The sequence below is a fragment of the Fulvitalea axinellae genome (assembly GCF_036492835.1).
In the GTDB taxonomy this organism is placed as follows: Bacteria; Bacteroidota; Bacteroidia; order Cytophagales; family Cyclobacteriaceae; genus Fulvitalea; species Fulvitalea axinellae.
The window spans coordinates 248,446-264,990 of sequence record NZ_AP025316.1; the positions used below are offsets into that span (position 1 = coordinate 248,446).

The 16,545-nt window shown below is 51.3% G+C and carries 8 protein-coding genes; all 8 read right to left on the reverse strand.

What is annotated here, in order from left to right; genetic code table 11:
• Positions 1-153 precede the first annotated feature (153 nt).
• The gene (locus AABK39_RS21690) at positions 154-1,656 is read right to left on the reverse strand and encodes a right-handed parallel beta-helix repeat-containing protein (RefSeq protein WP_338395090.1); all 1,503 of its coding nucleotides are present in this window, start codon (positions 1,654-1,656) and stop codon (positions 154-156) included.
• Positions 1,657-1,827: 171 nt separating this feature from the next.
• Positions 1,828-3,390, reverse strand: coding sequence for a RagB/SusD family nutrient uptake outer membrane protein (locus tag AABK39_RS21695; protein WP_338395091.1), 1,563 nt, complete (start codon positions 3,388-3,390; stop codon positions 1,828-1,830).
• Positions 3,391-3,397: 7 nt separating this feature from the next.
• Positions 3,398-6,520: a SusC/RagA family TonB-linked outer membrane protein gene (locus AABK39_RS21700; RefSeq protein WP_338395092.1), complete on the reverse strand. Its 3,123-nt coding sequence runs from the start codon at positions 6,518-6,520 to the stop codon at positions 3,398-3,400.
• A gap of 25 nt (positions 6,521-6,545) precedes the next feature.
• Positions 6,546-7,988: a fasciclin domain-containing protein gene (locus AABK39_RS21705; RefSeq protein ID WP_338395093.1), complete on the reverse strand. Its 1,443-nt coding sequence runs from the start codon at positions 7,986-7,988 to the stop codon at positions 6,546-6,548.
• Positions 7,989-7,994: 6 nt separating this feature from the next.
• The gene (locus tag AABK39_RS21710; RefSeq protein ID WP_338395094.1) at positions 7,995-9,500 is read right to left on the reverse strand and encodes a fasciclin domain-containing protein; all 1,506 of its coding nucleotides are present in this window, start codon (positions 9,498-9,500) and stop codon (positions 7,995-7,997) included.
• A gap of 3 nt (positions 9,501-9,503) precedes the next feature.
• Positions 9,504-10,949 (reverse strand): RagB/SusD family nutrient uptake outer membrane protein, encoded by a 1,446-nt coding sequence (locus AABK39_RS21715; protein WP_338395095.1) that lies wholly within the window; start codon positions 10,947-10,949, stop codon positions 9,504-9,506.
• 3 nt (positions 10,950-10,952) lie between these two features.
• Positions 10,953-14,153 (reverse strand): SusC/RagA family TonB-linked outer membrane protein, encoded by a 3,201-nt coding sequence (locus AABK39_RS21720; protein WP_338395096.1) that lies wholly within the window; start codon positions 14,151-14,153, stop codon positions 10,953-10,955.
• 9 nt (positions 14,154-14,162) lie between these two features.
• Positions 14,163-16,316 (reverse strand): fasciclin domain-containing protein, encoded by a 2,154-nt coding sequence (locus tag AABK39_RS21725; RefSeq protein ID WP_338395097.1) that lies wholly within the window; start codon positions 16,314-16,316, stop codon positions 14,163-14,165.
• Positions 16,317-16,545: the final 229 nt, after the last annotated feature.

Sequence of the window (16,545 nt, forward strand, 5' to 3'; positions counted from 1 at the left end):
TTATCACTCCTGATTTCTCTTTGGCCTTTATATCTTGTTACAAATTTATTGGGCGCATGCAAAAATGCGGTGCGGTGAGCGGACAGGCTAAGCCCTGTCCCCATATGTTTCGCCTACCGTTCCCCGCTATTTTTTTACACGCCTCATCTCCGATCAAAATATCGGCATATCGCACTTTTTGGCCGCCGGGCCACCAAGGGGCCCATCGTTTTTACCGGTATTGTTATCGAAAACAAAAGCGTCGCCGACGAATACCGGGCAAGCGCCGTTCATAACACGTATAGCGTTACCGTCTTCGGACGCTGAGTTATCGCGGAATATTCCGTTTCTGATCGTTACGCTCAGGTCCAAGTAAAGCGCACCGCCGTATTTAGTATTGTTACCGACAAATTCGCACTCGTCGAAAGCCACACTGGCGTTTCTGTAAACCCTGAACGCTCCGCCGGCAGTGACAGCGTTGTTTTCCACGAATACGCAACGGGTAAAGCGTGCTTCACTGGCCTGAATAAGCATCACACCACCATGGTGCGAACGGTTACCTTTGAATACACAATCCGTAAATCTTGGGCTTCCCTGCGTAAGGTCACATACGCCACCGTAAGTGCCGGCGCCATATTGGAAAGTAAAACCGTCAATTATGGAAGCGTCGAGCTTATGGCCGTACTTACGGACGAAAATAGGAAGCTGATCTGCTGGATTACCTTCAAACATCGCCTCACGACCCACCAATGTCGGGTGGTCTTTAGGATCTCGCTGATCAAGCTCGGTCTCCGTCCCTGAAAAGCCTCCGTACATATCGAAGCCGCGCTTTAACGGAATTCCGAATTCCTTGTACAGGCCTTCGGCTACCCAGATCTTGACTCCGAAAGGCACACTCTCAACAGCTGTTTTGAGGCTGGTATAGGCGTCAGTCCAAGACGTTCCGTCCCCTTCGCCTTTGGCGTCGATATCGACATACACCACCGATTTGGCGGTAAAAGTCAAGGTATCGCTGGATACTGTTCCCAATTCGTTGGCGCCCACCAAGGTGTAGGCGTACTCAATACCGGGCTTCAGGTTGATAACGTCACCCTTAAGGGCTGTTCCCTCCCCTTTTTCGGCCTCGATTGTCCGCTCTTGGTCCAATGTTCCCTTTTCCCAAAGGTAAAAGCTGACGGTAGACTGCTGGCTGTTGCCTTCGCTGACCAACTCGCCGGTGATAGTGGCTTTGTTAAAGGAAATGTAAGAAGGCTCGCCAATGCCGAGTTGCATCTTCTTTACGCTAGGGTCAACGGAGGTTTTTACCGTTAGCACGTCGCCTTCCTCTTTTGATACCTTATCTTCGGCGAAAGCCGTATAAGCGTAACCGGTGTACGACTTCAGACCCGAAATCTTGGCCGTGAAGGTCTTGTCTGAGGCGTTGTATTCCGCCTTTACCGTCTTGAGCGTGCTTACGTCGCCCTGTACCCAGTAGTTGAAGCCGAAGCCTTCGGGCTTGGTAGCTCCCTCCGACCGCAAGATACCGCGAAGCTGGGCGCCTTCGGCCGTGATGTCGCGGGCTATTTCCGTCGTTACCTCCAGAAAAGCCTCGTCCACGACCTCCGGGTCGTTGTCTTTGTCGCAAGCCACAGCCAAAAACAGCAGGCCGAGGTATGCGAAGAATATATTTTTTCTCATCGTTCCGATGTTTATTGTAGAAATTGGTATTTGGTATCAGGTATTAAGTAGTACAAAGTAAATAGTAAAGCGTAAAGAGACTGCTTAAAGACAAAACAGACCCCTGAAAAACAAATGATTAACCCTTAAACCATTCTTCTTTTGACTTAGTACTTCATACCTTTTACCCTATCAATCCTTTTTCAACTCTGGCATTACCAGCTTCCAGTTGTCTTGCGAAGACAGCTTTTCTTTCAGTCTGGCATAGAGCTGCGGATCGTTCTGCTTGTATTTCGAAGCTACCCTTTCGGCCAAAATCAACGGGGCACCCGCCCTGTCGGCGAAACGGACCAGCGTGTTCCAACGACGGCCTTCGAAGGCGAATTCCATCGCCCGCTCTTCCAAAAGGGCCAGTTCCACCAACGCTTTCTCGTCAGAGGCCAAAGCGGGGTTCTGGTCTTTCAAATCCACCATCCTGACCGGCTTTAGGCCTACCCGTCCGCGGATTCCCACCGACTCTTTTACGCCAACCGTCTTTTCGTTGATTACCTTAAGGGCATCCTCGCTTTGGCCGGATTGGTTAAGCGCCTCGGCAAGAAGCAAGTGCAAGTCGGCGGCGCGGTAGATCGTGTGCACGGCGTCGTTTTGGTTGACACTTTTTCCCACTTGGTATTTATAAACGATTGTATCCTTATCCATTACGGCATAGGAAGCCAATTGGCCCCTGTACAAGTCGCCTTCCAATATTCCCGAACCGTCTTTCAGCTCTTGGGCTTCCCATTTGGCCACGGCCACCCGCGAGGGCTTCAAAACATAACGGTGGATTTTGTCATTGGAGAAAAGATTCATCAAACGGTTGGTCTGGCGCTGATCCTTGGCAAAAGGGATTACAGACAGGTGCTCGAAACCACTCACCCCGTCCTTAATCTTAAACCAAGAGCGTTTCCATGCGGATGTTCCCGAGACAGGAGCGCACTTCAGAACGTCTTCGTCCGCATCATTGCCATCGTTTAAGATGCAGTCTTTCAACACATCAACCGAGGCGTTAAAATTACCCGTTAGAAGGTATAGCTCTCCCAGCAACGCTTTCCTGTTGATATAAACCTTTTTCCAAACGGGGTTTTCGTCCAGCGCTGTCCAGTCGAGCCTCGATTTCTCATTAGCCCATTCCAACTCCTTTACCAGCCAGTTGAGCATAGTGGAGAAATCGTAAACGCGGGGTTCGTAGCCGGGAAAATGGCCGTCGAGGCTCTCTTTTACCATCGGCACTTCCTTGAAAGTCTGCGCCAGCTGTAGGTAAACCCATGCCCGGATCGTGCGAATCTCGGCCTCGTAGGCTTCAATCTTCAGCTCGGTCATCTTCGGATCGACAGCGGATTTTTCCAGATTGGCCAAGATGTCGTTGCAATCCAGAATCACGTCGTAAAACGGGTCCGGACTGGCGTAAGGGTTGTTGGCCGATATTTCGTGCTTGTCAATTTCCAGAAGATCCGCGTCGTAGTTCTGGGTAGTTACCAGAAGGTCGGCGCGCAGATCGCCCATCACTATCAACGACTCGACCAAAGGCTGAAGGCCAGCGTATGCGCCGACAGTAGCGCGGCGCACTTTGTCGAGAGAATTATAGTGTTCGTCCTTTTCCTGGATGAGATCCTGCTCGGGATTGAAGAAATCTGAGCAGGAAAACATCGATACGCAGAGCAGTGCCGTAAAAAGGCCCCGTAATCCGCTATTAAGGTTGTTACTGGTTTTCATCATCCAAAATTTAGATTCCCAACTTAACTCCCATCATCAGCGTAGCCACCTGCGGCACCTTCCCGTAGTCCACGCCTTGGAGCATCACGTTGCCGTTGTACGACACGTCGGGGTTGGTTCCCAGATACTTGGAAAGCGTAAGCAGGGTGTTGCCGGACACGTAAGCGCTGAGCGATCTGACGATTTTGCTGTCGATATCGAAATCGTAGGCCACCGTCACGTTTTTGAGGCGGATGAAGGATCCGTCCTCGATCCAGCGATCGGAGAAACGGGCGTTGCCCATCGGGTCGCCAAAACGGGCTCGTGGCATATCTGTCCGCTGGCCGTCCACTCTCCAACGGCGCTCTACGGAGGCGCTTTGGTTTTTGTAGTCGGTCATAGATTCCATACCGCGGCGTGTGTAGTTGTAGATGTCGTTGCCCGAAACGAAGTCCCAAAGCATGCTGGCGCTGAACCTCTTGTAGCGGAGGCTGGCCGATATGGAGCCGAAGAAATCCGGCTGTGCACTTCCGATGGCGGTACGGTCGTCTTCGTTTATCACTTTGTCTCCGTTGGTATCCTGAAAACGGATATCGCCGGCACGGAATGGATTTCCGTAACGGTCGGTAAGTCCCAATGCTTCGGCCTCCTGTGCGGAAGCTATCACTCCCATAGACTTATAGCCGAAGAAAGTATTGATAGGTTGGCCTACTTGGGTTATCACTTGTCCGCCGTGAATATCCGTGATGATATGTTGGCCGTAACGGCTGTTGTTCAAGGCGTTGTCACCAAGCGCCGTTACCTCGTTGGTATTCTTGGCGAATGTTCCGCCCAAAGTCAAGATCAGGTCCTTGGTCCGGATAACGTCTACATTAAGACCGAGTTCCACTCCGGTGTTTTCCACCGAACCGGCGTTGCTGAACAGCGGATTGCTACCATAAATGGAAGAAAGTGGCATAACTGTAAGCAAGTCGTCGGTAACGGACTTGTATACATCGACGCTGGCACGTACCCTTGCGCCGAGCATATCCACATCGAGGCCAACGTTGGTCTGCGTAGTGGTTTCCCACTTAAGGTCGGTACTCGGAATACCGTTACGCTTCGCGCCCGACACGCCCATAAACGGCACGGCCACGTAGTAGAAACGGGACGAGTAGTATCCGATATCGTCGTTGCCCGTAAGGCCGTAGCTGGCGCGGAGCTTCAGGTCATCCATAAAGCTGACATTGGCCATAAACGGCTCGGAAGTGATTCTCCAAGCTCCGGAAACGGACGGGAAAGTGGCGTAACGCTCGTTAACGCCGAATTTGGAATTTCCGTCCACCGATACGTTTACGCTCAGGTAATAACGGTCGAGGTAAGCGTATTCGGAAGAACCGAAGAAGCTGATCATATTCCAGCGGCCGTTGTTCGGCTCAAGATCTCGGAAGGTTTTGTCGCCGCGACCGATCACGGTAAAACGGTCCGAAGGAGAGTTGATATCGGTAGCGAGTTCCTCTTCAAGGTCGCTCATCTTCAGTCTGGACCCCACACGGACATTAATCTTATGCTTGAACCCGAAGGTTTTCTGATAATTCAAAGAAGCCTCCGAAAGCATAGACAGGAACTGGCGCTGACCGCTACCCATCAGGTTGCGGGCATAGCCGTCGAGTTGCGAAACCACGCCCGTTTCCGGTACGAAGGAGTTCTCCTTAAGGTTAAACAAGTCAACGGTGGCATTGAACCTGAAATCAAGACCTTTGGCGATATTCTGAACGGCGTCGGCGCCGGCGCGCATACGGAAATCGTTGTGACTCCCGATTCCGTTATCGATAATCGAACGCGGATTACTTACGCCAAAGGCGCCCACCTCATCATAAAACGGCAAAGCGTAGCCTTTTTCGCTTCGGCGATAAACACCCATCATCGGCGACTTGTGCAATGAGGCCAGTCCCGGGTTGATAGTCTCGTTATACCCCTCGCCCCTAAGATTGGAGCTAATACGCGAAAGCGACACTCTTGGCCTAACGGTTAGGCTTTTGAGTAATTTGATCCGGGCGCCGATAGAGAAGTCAAACACTTCGAAATCAGTCTCCTGAACCACGTCCTGATTTTTGGTATATCCTACCGAAAGATTATAGGAAGCGATATCGTCACCGCCTTGGATGTCCAAACCGTATTGGCTGGTCAGCGATGTTTTCCATACTTCATCTTGCCAGTCGGTATCACGGTCATAGCGATGGAATTCCTCGCCTTCGGCCTGATTTACCATAAAAGGATGCTCGTCGGCGATATCCTCATAACTCATATCGGCTCCGTACATCTGTTCCAAAGCCAGATTACGGAACTCGGAAGCGTTAAGCAAACGGTGTTTTTCCGGAGCGAAGCGTGTGCCTATACTGGCCGAAAAGTCTACCCGTGTTCTCTTAACGTCACTGTCCTTGGTATAGATCAGGATAACTCCGTTGGCTGCCAAACTTCCGTAAAGGGCCGTGGCACCGTCTTTCATAACAGTCACCTGAGCGATATCCCTGATATTGATATTGGCCAAAGGATTGAAAACGTACCCGTCCACGGCGCTAACCGAGCCTAGATTGGTTTCGTATATCACGCCATCAACCACGATCAAAGGCTGAACATTACCGGACATGGAGCCGGCGCCGCGCAAAGTCATGGTTCCGCCAGAAGCGGAAGTTCCTGAGCGTGATTCCACCATAAGGCCAGGCACCATTCCCTGCAAGGCCTTGTCCAAAGTCAGATAGCCTTTGCGGTCAAGATCCGAAGCCGTAAGGGTGACTCCCGCGCCGCTAAAATCGCGAAGCGGAGCATAGCCGGAAGGCGTCCGGACAATATCGTCGGCGGAAAGGCCGGCGACGGGCTCCAGGCGTATAGACACAACCGAACGGCCGTTGAGATAAACCCTTTTGGTCTTGAAACCGGCGTAGGCGAATTCCAAGGCCACTTCCTGAGTCGATGACAGGGGCAACTCGTAGCGACCTTCGGCGTCGGTAAACGTAGACACGCCGTCACTGCCTATCAAGTTGACCACTACACCTTCCAAAGGCGCTACGCCCCGGAAGTTCGCCACCGTGCCGGACACTTTGTCCTGGGCTATCACATGCCCGGAACACAGCAAAGCCACGATGACCCATATATTTGTCAAAATTTGTTTCATACTGTAAAAATTTTCCGGCCTCCGGTTATTCCCTTATCGGTACCATAAACAGGTTCCCGATTCCCAATTTGTATTTTCCAGCGGTATTGGCGTCCGTTACCTCAAACTTCAGGATCCGCCCACCGAATTGGTCGAAGCTTCTGCCTTTAAACCAGTTTCCGAATTCGCTGGTCGGCTTGAAACTGCTAGTCAAGATCTTGCCGTCCAGAGTAAGTTTGCTAACAGACGGATCGTCGGTAAAGCCTTGGATCCGCAACGCGTACTTGCCAGCCATCAGGCCACCTATTCCGTAATCGCAACTGAAGGGTTTGTCCGAAGTAAGCACTCCGTAGTTTACTCCGTTGCCGCTTACCACAAGCTCGAAATCCACTTCGGCGCCGTTGTCATATACCCTGAAATTGGAACGGATAGAGCCGTCGGCGACAATTATTTTTCCCATCTTATCGGACATCAGCACGTCAACGTGATCCATTTCGTAGAGAAATCCGTTACTGCGCTTTTTCGGATTATTGTCCAGCCAGTTTTGGGTTACCACTATCTTGCGTCCGTTGGTGGTGCGCAGGGTATCTCCTACGGCCAAGTCCGCTTCCGGGGCCTCGACCAAAGTCGCTTCCAGAAGCGCTTCGCGGAAACGCTTGTTCCATTCTTTGTCCTTCAGCATTCCGTCCGGCGCGTTGGACGCGTCGCCATAATAGCGCTCCACCAACTTGTCGAGTGTGGCTAAAAAGGCATCTTCGTCATAGGCTACGCAGGAGAATTTACGGTCCTCGTCCTTGATGTCGCCCACTTCCGTACGATACAAGAAGTCAGTGACCCAAGCGGAATCGTAAACCGTTTCACCATATTTATTAGTCCCTACCGGAAAGCTGTTTTCCTTATCGAAAACCAAGGTGTCCTTGAGCAAATACTCCCTGAATTCCTCAAAATCACCCGGCAATTCGGACACCGCCTGAAAAATACTTTTCGGCGGTTCCAACACATGGTCGATCTTGTAAACCACGCCGTTTGAGCAAAGGATGGGATCACCTTGGGTATTGGTCGACAGATCGATACGGATAGCGCCACCGCTTTTTTCGGCCCAGATGTTTTTTCCTTTATAAAGGGACTTCACATACAGGTCTTTTCCGTCCTCGATTTGGAAATCGTAGAGCAAAGTGTTCCCGATATGGTAGGAAAGCACGCTCTTCATGGAATCTTCGGAAATGGAAAGCCCTTCCAAAGCGCCCTTGGGCGGAACGAAAAACGTAACCGGACGTTTGCCCGAAACGCTGTCCATATATCCGTGGCGCTTCAATAAGTCGGCGATGCCGGCGGTCTCGGCGTCGGAAGCCAAAAACTCGCCCACGGTCATTTTCCGCACAAGACCGTCGCCGTTGTCGTCTATATAATCATCCCGCTCGTCGCAAGCCCAAAACGCCAGAGCCAGCGCGGCAAAGAGAATCGTATTTCTTATGAAAGAATTTCTCATGGGAATTTATTTTACTGGAGTAAAACTAATGCGGTCGAAGGCGAACTGCCCACCGCCCACAAGGCTCTCGAAGCGGATCACGTGCGTCTTGTTTTCCGTGAATTCGAACACGCCGATATCCACGTTGTCTTCGCCCTGCTTGACAATCCTGTCCGAAAGTTTTCCGTCAACATAAACCCTTACGGTAGACTTGGCGCCCGGGCCTCCGTTCCACTCTTGCCAGAAGCTGCAGTTCAGCCTGTATTTGCCCTTGATAATGGCGGGAGTGTCGAATTCGAACCATCCGTTTTCCACGTAAGACACGATATTGTCTCTCTCGTACAGCGCGGACGATGTCATGTAGCGGTACTCGAACGACACATGGCCTTGGCCTCTCCATGATTTGATCTGATCGACATGAACAAAATCGCGACGTTTGTGGCGCAGGTAGTCCAGCTCCGGCACGTCGCAAGGGTCGTAGATAAAAGCCGACGGCTCAGGCGATTCCTCGTACATCACTTTGTCGAGGATATGGAATACGCCGTTCGATCCCTGAAAGTCCATATTGAAAAGGTCAACCTTGTTCGATTTTTCCGTTAGAAGCCCTCCGAAATCGTCAAATACGGGGTTGATCAAATAGCTTCCGTCACGCACCATCATGCGTACCATCTCTTTGCCCAACGTAGGGAAAACGTAGTCGCGGAAACGAGTGGAGTAGAGCTTTACGCCCAATACGTGATAGCGCACAAAGCGGTTTAGCGCATTGGTTGGCGAAGTGAAATCAGAACCCGCGCCCAGCTTTTCCACCAAAGCGTCGAGGTTATTGATTCCCTCTTTCTTGTAAATATCGTCCGTTTCTATCAGCACCGTATAGCGCAACAGGTCACCGTTTTCGGCCGTAAGTTTGTCCAGTTCTTCAGCCAAACCGGTCTTTTCCACAGCGCCGGCGAAGATTCCGAAACGGGCGTCTTTACTGATAACGGAAGACAGTCCTTCCTTCAGAGGCTCAAGGACTTTGTCTACGGTATGGAACATCCCGTTGGAGCATTCCACATCCCTTTCGGTGATTTTCGCCTGATGGTTGATCAGCATATTGTTCAGGCCGCCTTCGCGAAAGTTTACCGTAAGGTAATCGCCGTTCATGGTGGTGTCGGGCATCGGGCCTTGGCGCATACCGAAGCTCGTAAGGCGAGACATTACCACATGGTTGCGTACCAAGCGGTTGACGTAGTCTTTCTCAAGGGCGCCCATACCCCCTTTTTCCGCCAGAAACGCTTCAACAGACTCATTGTCGCAGGCGAAGAAAGTGTAGTCTCCCCTGGCGTTGAGCAATCCGTAATAGTCAGAGGCCTTAACGATTTCGAGCCAACGGTCATAACTTCCGTCCGGATCCTCTTCCATGTATTGGATGCCGGTCTGGTATTTCGGTTCCTTAAACGTATCGTTCCCGATATCGTCGCAAGAGGCGAGCAGGGCCACGGCCACCACCAACGCTCCGGCGTATTTCGATATAATGTGTTTAAAATCCTTCATGCCTTAGTCGTAGTAAGGGTTTTGAACCAATTCCGGGTTACTGCGCAATTCGTCGATGTGAATAGGCAGATAGTAGCTGTCGGGGTCGGACAACAGGCTGGTCCATTTTGGAATATCGCCCGGCTCCACCCCGGCCAAAAGGGCCCGCAGGATGATGTTTTTGCGCTCGAAATTATTGCGCTTGGAGTAGCGCAGAAGATCGAACCAGCGTTTGCCCTCAAAAGCGAACTCGCGGGCGCGTTCCTCAAGGATCATGTCCTCGGCGTTGGCCCTGTTGTCAGGCAATACCTGATCGGCGAGGCCTGCGCGCTCACGTACGAGGTTAAGCTCTTTCTGGGCACCGAAGTAGTCGCCTTTCTGAACTAGCGCTTCGGCTTTCATCAGCAAAACATCGGCGTAACGGTAGAGTATCCAGTTGGCGTCGAGCTGAATCCGTTTTGCGCTAAGGTAAAACTTCGACACGCGTCCGGCGATATACGAAGCGTCTTCGCCACGCACGTCCTCTTCCTCAAACTTGCCGATCATTGTCGGACTAGCCAGAAACTCGGGCTGGTCTTTGGTCAACGGGCCTAGGAACGTCCACATCGGGGTCTTACCTTTACCAGCTTCCGGTAAATGTTGGTTCAGGCTGGCATCGAACTGTATTTCATAAATACCTTCGTTAGTGTTTCCTCTAGAGAAGATATTGTCCCAAGCGTCTTTCTCCATCAGGCGGTAAGCGGCGCGGTTGATGATCTTGTCGCACATCAGCACGCACTCGTCGTATTGGCTGTTCCAGAGATAAACATCGGCCAACAGCGCCTGTATCGCCGCCTTGGTGGCCAGGCCTTTGCCGTCTTCCAACTCTTCGAAGCCTTTTACGGCGTAGCGTTCAGCCCATTCGAGGTCTTCGATAATCCGGGCCAATACGTCGGCTTCGGGACTGCCGGGCAGGTGAATGTCCACGTCGTCCGAATCGGTGGGTTCCAGGTGCAGGGGAATTTCCTTGAATGTCCGGAGCAGATAGAAATAGCAGGCCGAACGAAGGAAATAAGCCTCTGACATATAGCCGTTAAGTTCTTTGCGCGAAAGCGAAAGATCCGACTTACGCACTTCCGGAGCGTATTTGATAACGGTGTTGGCAAGGTTGATCACCTGATAGATGCCTCCCCATTTGGCCACCGAATTACCGCGAAGAATCTCCAAGCGAAGCACGCGCTCGAAGTCCTGGTTTTCGGCGGGGCCGTCTATCAACGATCCGCTACGCAATTCTCCCCAAAGAAAGAGGGTCTTTGTCTGTTCCCTCAGCTTTGAGTACACGGCGGTAAGTCCCGAGCGCACGTCTTCCTTGGATTTCCAATAGTCTTCCAAGATGATGTCGTTCTGGGGCTCCACCTTCAGCCAAGACTCGCAGGCGGTAGACAAACCGAGCGTAGCCAAGGCGTATAAAAATATGATTCCTTTTCTCATCGTTTAGAAGATTACGGTTAGACCCAGCGTGTATGTCCGGCTTGGCGGTGTGGTGGAATTATCGACACCGAAGAAGAAAGGATCCGCACCCAATGGCACTTCGGGGTCCTGTCCCGTATAGTCCGTAAAAGTGTACAGGTTGTAGGCCGTGAAGAAAACGGACAAATCCTTGAAATTGAGTCGCTTGATCAGTTCCCTGTCGAAACGATAATTGATCGAGAGGTTTTTCCAACGCAAGTAAGAACCCTCTTCCACAAAGCGGTCCGAGCCCAACCAGTTAAAGCCTTTGTCGTAAATGGCGCGCGGCATATCTGTCTCATCGCCACTGAACCTCCAACGACGCATGGTAGCCGCTCCTTGGTTGTTGCGGTTAAACATATTCTCAGCGTTCATCCGGGCCCGGTTTACGATATCCTGCCCCACTCTGTAGTGGAATCTGGAACTGACGCTAAGGCCTTTGTAAGAAACCCTGAAGCCGAAACCGCCCGTGTAATCCGGATTGCTGGAACCGAGATATACCACGTCGCTCTCGTCGATTACGCCGTCGTGATTTATGTCGTCATAAATGGCGTCGCCGGCGGTGAAGGCATAATTACTTCCGCCCATCAACATCCGGAGCGGTTTGTCTGTGTTCGGGTCGATAATTACGTTTCCGTCTTTGTCATAGGCTTTTACGGCATCGAGGTCTTTGAAAACACCTTTGAACCGGTAACCGTAGAAACCTCCCAACGGATCACCTTTGGTAACGCGTACGGCGTAGTTGCCGTTTTTGAGCATATCGCCACTTTCGGGAGTAAACGTTTCCGGAACCTCTACCACCGAGTTGACATTGTGAGCGATATTGAAATCAAGGTCGATACGCCACTTATCGTCGCGGTATGGAGTTCCCCTAAGAGCGAGCTCTATTCCTTGGTTACGCATTCCGCCCTGATTCTGGACGATCTTGTCGACACCCGAAGATGACGGCGTTCCCAAATCCCAAAGCAGTCCGGTTGTCTCTTTCCGGTAAACATCCATCTCCACATGCAGACGATTGTCCAAAGCGTGGAAATCGACACCAGCATTGTACTGATAGGTACGCTCCCAGCTCAGGTTCTTGAGTTTCGCGTTTGCAGGAGCGATACCTCCGTAGCCCAAATATGGCGTAGTGGTTTTGTAAATGCTGTAATGTCCGAAACCTCTGGGAGGATTGCCGTTCACACCGAAACCGCCACGGAATTTAAGCTCGTTGAGCCATGAGACTTCCGAAAGGAAATCCTCTTCAGAGATCCTCCAACCGGCACTGGCGAAAGGAAACATGCCCCAACGGGTACCGTCGCCGAACTGCGAGCTGGCATCGGTACGCACACCACCGCCGAAGATGTAGCGGTCTTTGTATTTGTAATGCGTCCGCACAAGTCCGCCCATGGCCCTGCCTATGCTGGTAGACGAACCCATACCGCTGATTACGCCGGCAACACCGGGATCGTTAAACTCGCCCGATGGCAAAGCGCCTCCTTGGGCAGAATACGTTGAGCCGTCGCTATTGGTGGTTTCCCACTGTCCCATTACCATAAGGTCATGATCCACTCCCAAATTCGGAGTGTAGATCAGTTTGGTCATGGTACGTACGCTAAAGTTTTCCGAAGATCCTTCAGCCGAGAAGTTGGTGCCACTCTCACTCCACGATGAGGTCGACGCTTCGGCCGGAAGAAATTTATCAGTTCGGCCGTTAACCAAATCATAAGAGATCGAACTTTGGAGCAAGAGGTAATCCGTCATTTGGTAATTAAGCTTGAAAACGGAACGCAGTCTGTTTTCCAAATACTTATGACGACCCTTGTCGATTACCGCAACAGGATTATAGATACCGTTTTCGTTTGTCTTCCGTGTCTCCTGATAAACATTTGGACGATCATCGAGGAAATAACGGCCGGTAAGATTACCCAAAGTGTCGCGCTCATAGATACTCATATTCGGCATCACGCGGTAGGCGATCGCACGTTCGTCGCCGTAAAATGTCCGGTCGTTATCCGAACGGGTATAGGCGAAGTCGGTGGAAATGCGCAGGCGGTTCGACACGTCGTAGTCAAGGTTGGCCCGGAACGAGATCCGGTCGAGGCCAGTGCCTACGGTGGTTCCCTGTTGGTTGAAATAATCGGCAGCTACGCGATATTTGGCTTTTTCGCCACCACCGGCCAATGAGAGATTGTGGGTTTGGTTAGCTCCCAACTGCGTTATAGCGTCCAGCCAATCAGTGTCTTGGCTATAGTTATGATAAAGCTCCCAATCTTTGTCAAAGTTCAGCTCACGGAATTCTCCCTTTTGGCCCGCCACAAAACGGGCGTCTTTCTGCAAGATAGCGTAGTCGGCTCCACTCAGCATAGGAATGGCGTCGGGTTGCTGTTCCACACTACCTTTGAAATTATAGCGAAGTTGGGGTTTCATCTTGCGTCCACGGCGGGTTTTGATCTGGATTACGCCGTTTGCCGCCCTTGATCCCCAAATGGCCGCGGAAGCCGCGTCTTTCAAGATTTCGATCGACTCGATATCTTCCGGAGAAATGGAAAGCAAGGCTCCGAAATCGCGTTGGTCCGCTGCGTTGAAATCGAACGAGTTGTCGATATCCACGTCGTAAGGCATTCCGTCGAGCACGATAAGCGGTTCGCGGTCGCCGGTAATGGTAGCGGTACCGCGAATACGGATCTGCATACCCGCACCCGGATCGCCGCCGAGCGCCGTGATGTCCACTCCACTGATATTACCCTGGAGCATTTGGTCTACGGAAGCCACGCCCATAGCGTCGAGGTCGTCGAGCTTTACTTGGGAGATGGCCGACACCTTATCGCGGATAGCGATAATTCCGTCGGAGGTATATCGTTCTTCCTGAACCACAACGGTTTGAAGTTGCGAGTCATCTTCCAAAGTAATGTTGATTTTCGACCTGCCATTCACATCTATAAGTTGGGTTTTGAACCCCACATAGGTGATCCTGATTTTAGCGTTGTCGGAGCTAAGCTTGAGCATGTAGAAGCCGTTAAGGTCGGTGGGAACGCCCTGAAGAAAGCGATTTTCGCTATCCACCTCAATGACGTTCGCACCTGGCAAAGCCTCGCCCGAAAGCTTGTCCTTCACATATCCCTGAACCAGCGTTCCCTTTTGCCCCAAAGCGGGTAGGGATAGCAAGGCCCAGAGTATCGTATATATTCCTAAATGTTTTTTCATGCCAAAAAATTATTCCCTCAGCAAAATGTTGTCTATGAGTTGGACCGTGCCGTTGAGCGCCGGGAAGTTGCCGTAGCGTTCGTCGTCGATCGCCTTGACCGTACGTCCTTTTCCATCGACAAAACTCAGCTCTGCCGGAGTGTTGCGGACGGTAAGCGGCGTATATTTCCCCGTACCGATCTTGTGCGTGGTTAACAGGTCGCCCTGTACGGTTCCGTCGGCGAAGACGGCGTCTTGGCGCAGGAAGTGGTAATCCAAAAACTCACGCAAGGCCTTTCTGTCCCCTGTCGGGATTATGTCCTTGTTGTCGACAATCGCCTGATTTGAAGGAGCGAGAATCGTGAACGGGCCTTCGCCCCTAAGATTGGTGAGTTCCATGCGTTCATCGACATAACCGGCCGATTTGAGCAACTTCAGGAATTCCGAAAACTCGGTTCTGAAATTGTCACTCAGATACTCTCCCGGCGTCTTGTCCGCAGGCTCAAGCACCCTGTCGATACCGTAGAAAGTGCCGTTTACGCCTTTGTCTTCCTTAAAGAGGATTTTGACTGGCTTCGAGGCATTTTTCTGATAGTTACCGCCACCCAATACGCCGGCTTTGCTGATGGATAGGTATTGCCCGCCACTCATATTCTCGGCGAAACGCTTATCGGGCAAATCGGTGATATCCTCTTCCAACACAACATGTTGCATTACCAATGAAGACAAAAACCTTGGCTCCACACCGTCGGTGTTGGTAGGCGTCGTAAACTTGTTGGTGGTCTCGTCGTATTCATAACCCGAAGCTACCATCGCTTGGTTGCTAGGCATAAATACAGTCACCTTCATATCCGGACTGGCGATGATTCTTCCGTCAAGGCCCATATCGTTGACAATCTTGAGCATATAGGAATAATCCGGGTCGGTAGCCAGCCTGCCCAAGGCGGATTTGTAGAGCGCGGGAGCCAAAACCTTGTTAAGTCCGTAGATCACGGCCGAGTTAGTAAAGTCAGTCTTTACGACGTTGGAAGGCTCGATGCTCGCTTTCTGGCCGAGGCCCGAAGAAAAGTAAGACCACTCCGTAGGGCGCAACCAACGGGTACCTTCCCCGTTCATGGTCAGCTTGTAGTGGTTTTTGAGCAACGGAACCAGCGCGTCGTCGGGAATCTCCTCAATGGAGCCGTAATAGCCCGGCGTTACGAACGTCTCGGTCAAGTAATTGAGAAGCGCTTCGTTGTTCGGCGGAAAGAAATCGTTCACATGGCCCAATACGTGATACACATTGCCTTCGCCCGTAACGTCTTCGCAGAAATAGCGGAAATGATTGCCGTAATACGACTTGATGAAAAGGCTGTCCTTTACTTCGCCTTTCTGCTCGTTGGTACCTTTAGCGGTGTAATTGTACTTCACGAAACGAGTCATCAACTCGCGAAACAGTCCGAATTCGTCGGCATTTTCCTTTAAGAACAGATCGGGATTGCCCAATGTGGGAATCACCCTGTCGATTACGTGAAAAAAGCCGTTGATCGTCGCCTGGTTCGGACGGATGGCTACGGCGCCCTGCACGTTAAACCCCGTGTACTCGCTAGTCGGGTAAAGCAACTTGTAGTCCTCATCCGGATTCAGCAAGCCCAGCTTTTGGTGCGAATAGTGGATCGGCAGATAATTGGCCTTACGCCACAGCTTCCGGGTTTTTCCCGTTGTGGGGTCCGTGTCAACTATCGGCGGGGCATTGTAGATCGTAGGAATCTTGAAGTCCCACAGCCTGATGTCCCAGTTAGGCTGGTCCGGTCCCGGACGGAACCCGCCATTCGGACCGAGAATCAACAGATAGTCCCAAGACATGGAATTACGGACGATATGCCCGCGGACCAACATCTTGACGGCCTCTTCCGGAATCTCGCTGATGTCCGAAGCGTTGTACTTGTCTTTGATAAACTTCAGCACGGCCTCGTCGGTAGGCGGAAACACCGTGTAGGCGCTACTCTCCAAATCCTCCCGTATATCCAGGATATCGATCCCTTTGACGAATTGCTGAAGATCCGGTTGCTGTTCCATTCCCGCCACTAGGCGAGCGGACAGGTTGTCGGGAATTTCATGATGGTCGATATCATCGTTACAGCCATAAAGCAAGAGTAACAACAATACCAGCCCATACCGAATAGAGTAAAAATTTACCTTCATACTAAAACGGTTTGGTAAAATAAAAATCAAAACGGGCGGAACAGAATTTAGATTCCGGCCCGCTTGAAAAACTGTGCGGAAGATTGGGCTCAATGGTGTAACGGACATGCGCGGTACACGCCTAAAAAAGGATTACAAAAATTATAATCTGCCATGCGGAAATTAATAAACGCATATTGATCGAATCACAAACTATCACAACAACCTGTAAAACAGATTTTTATGCCCA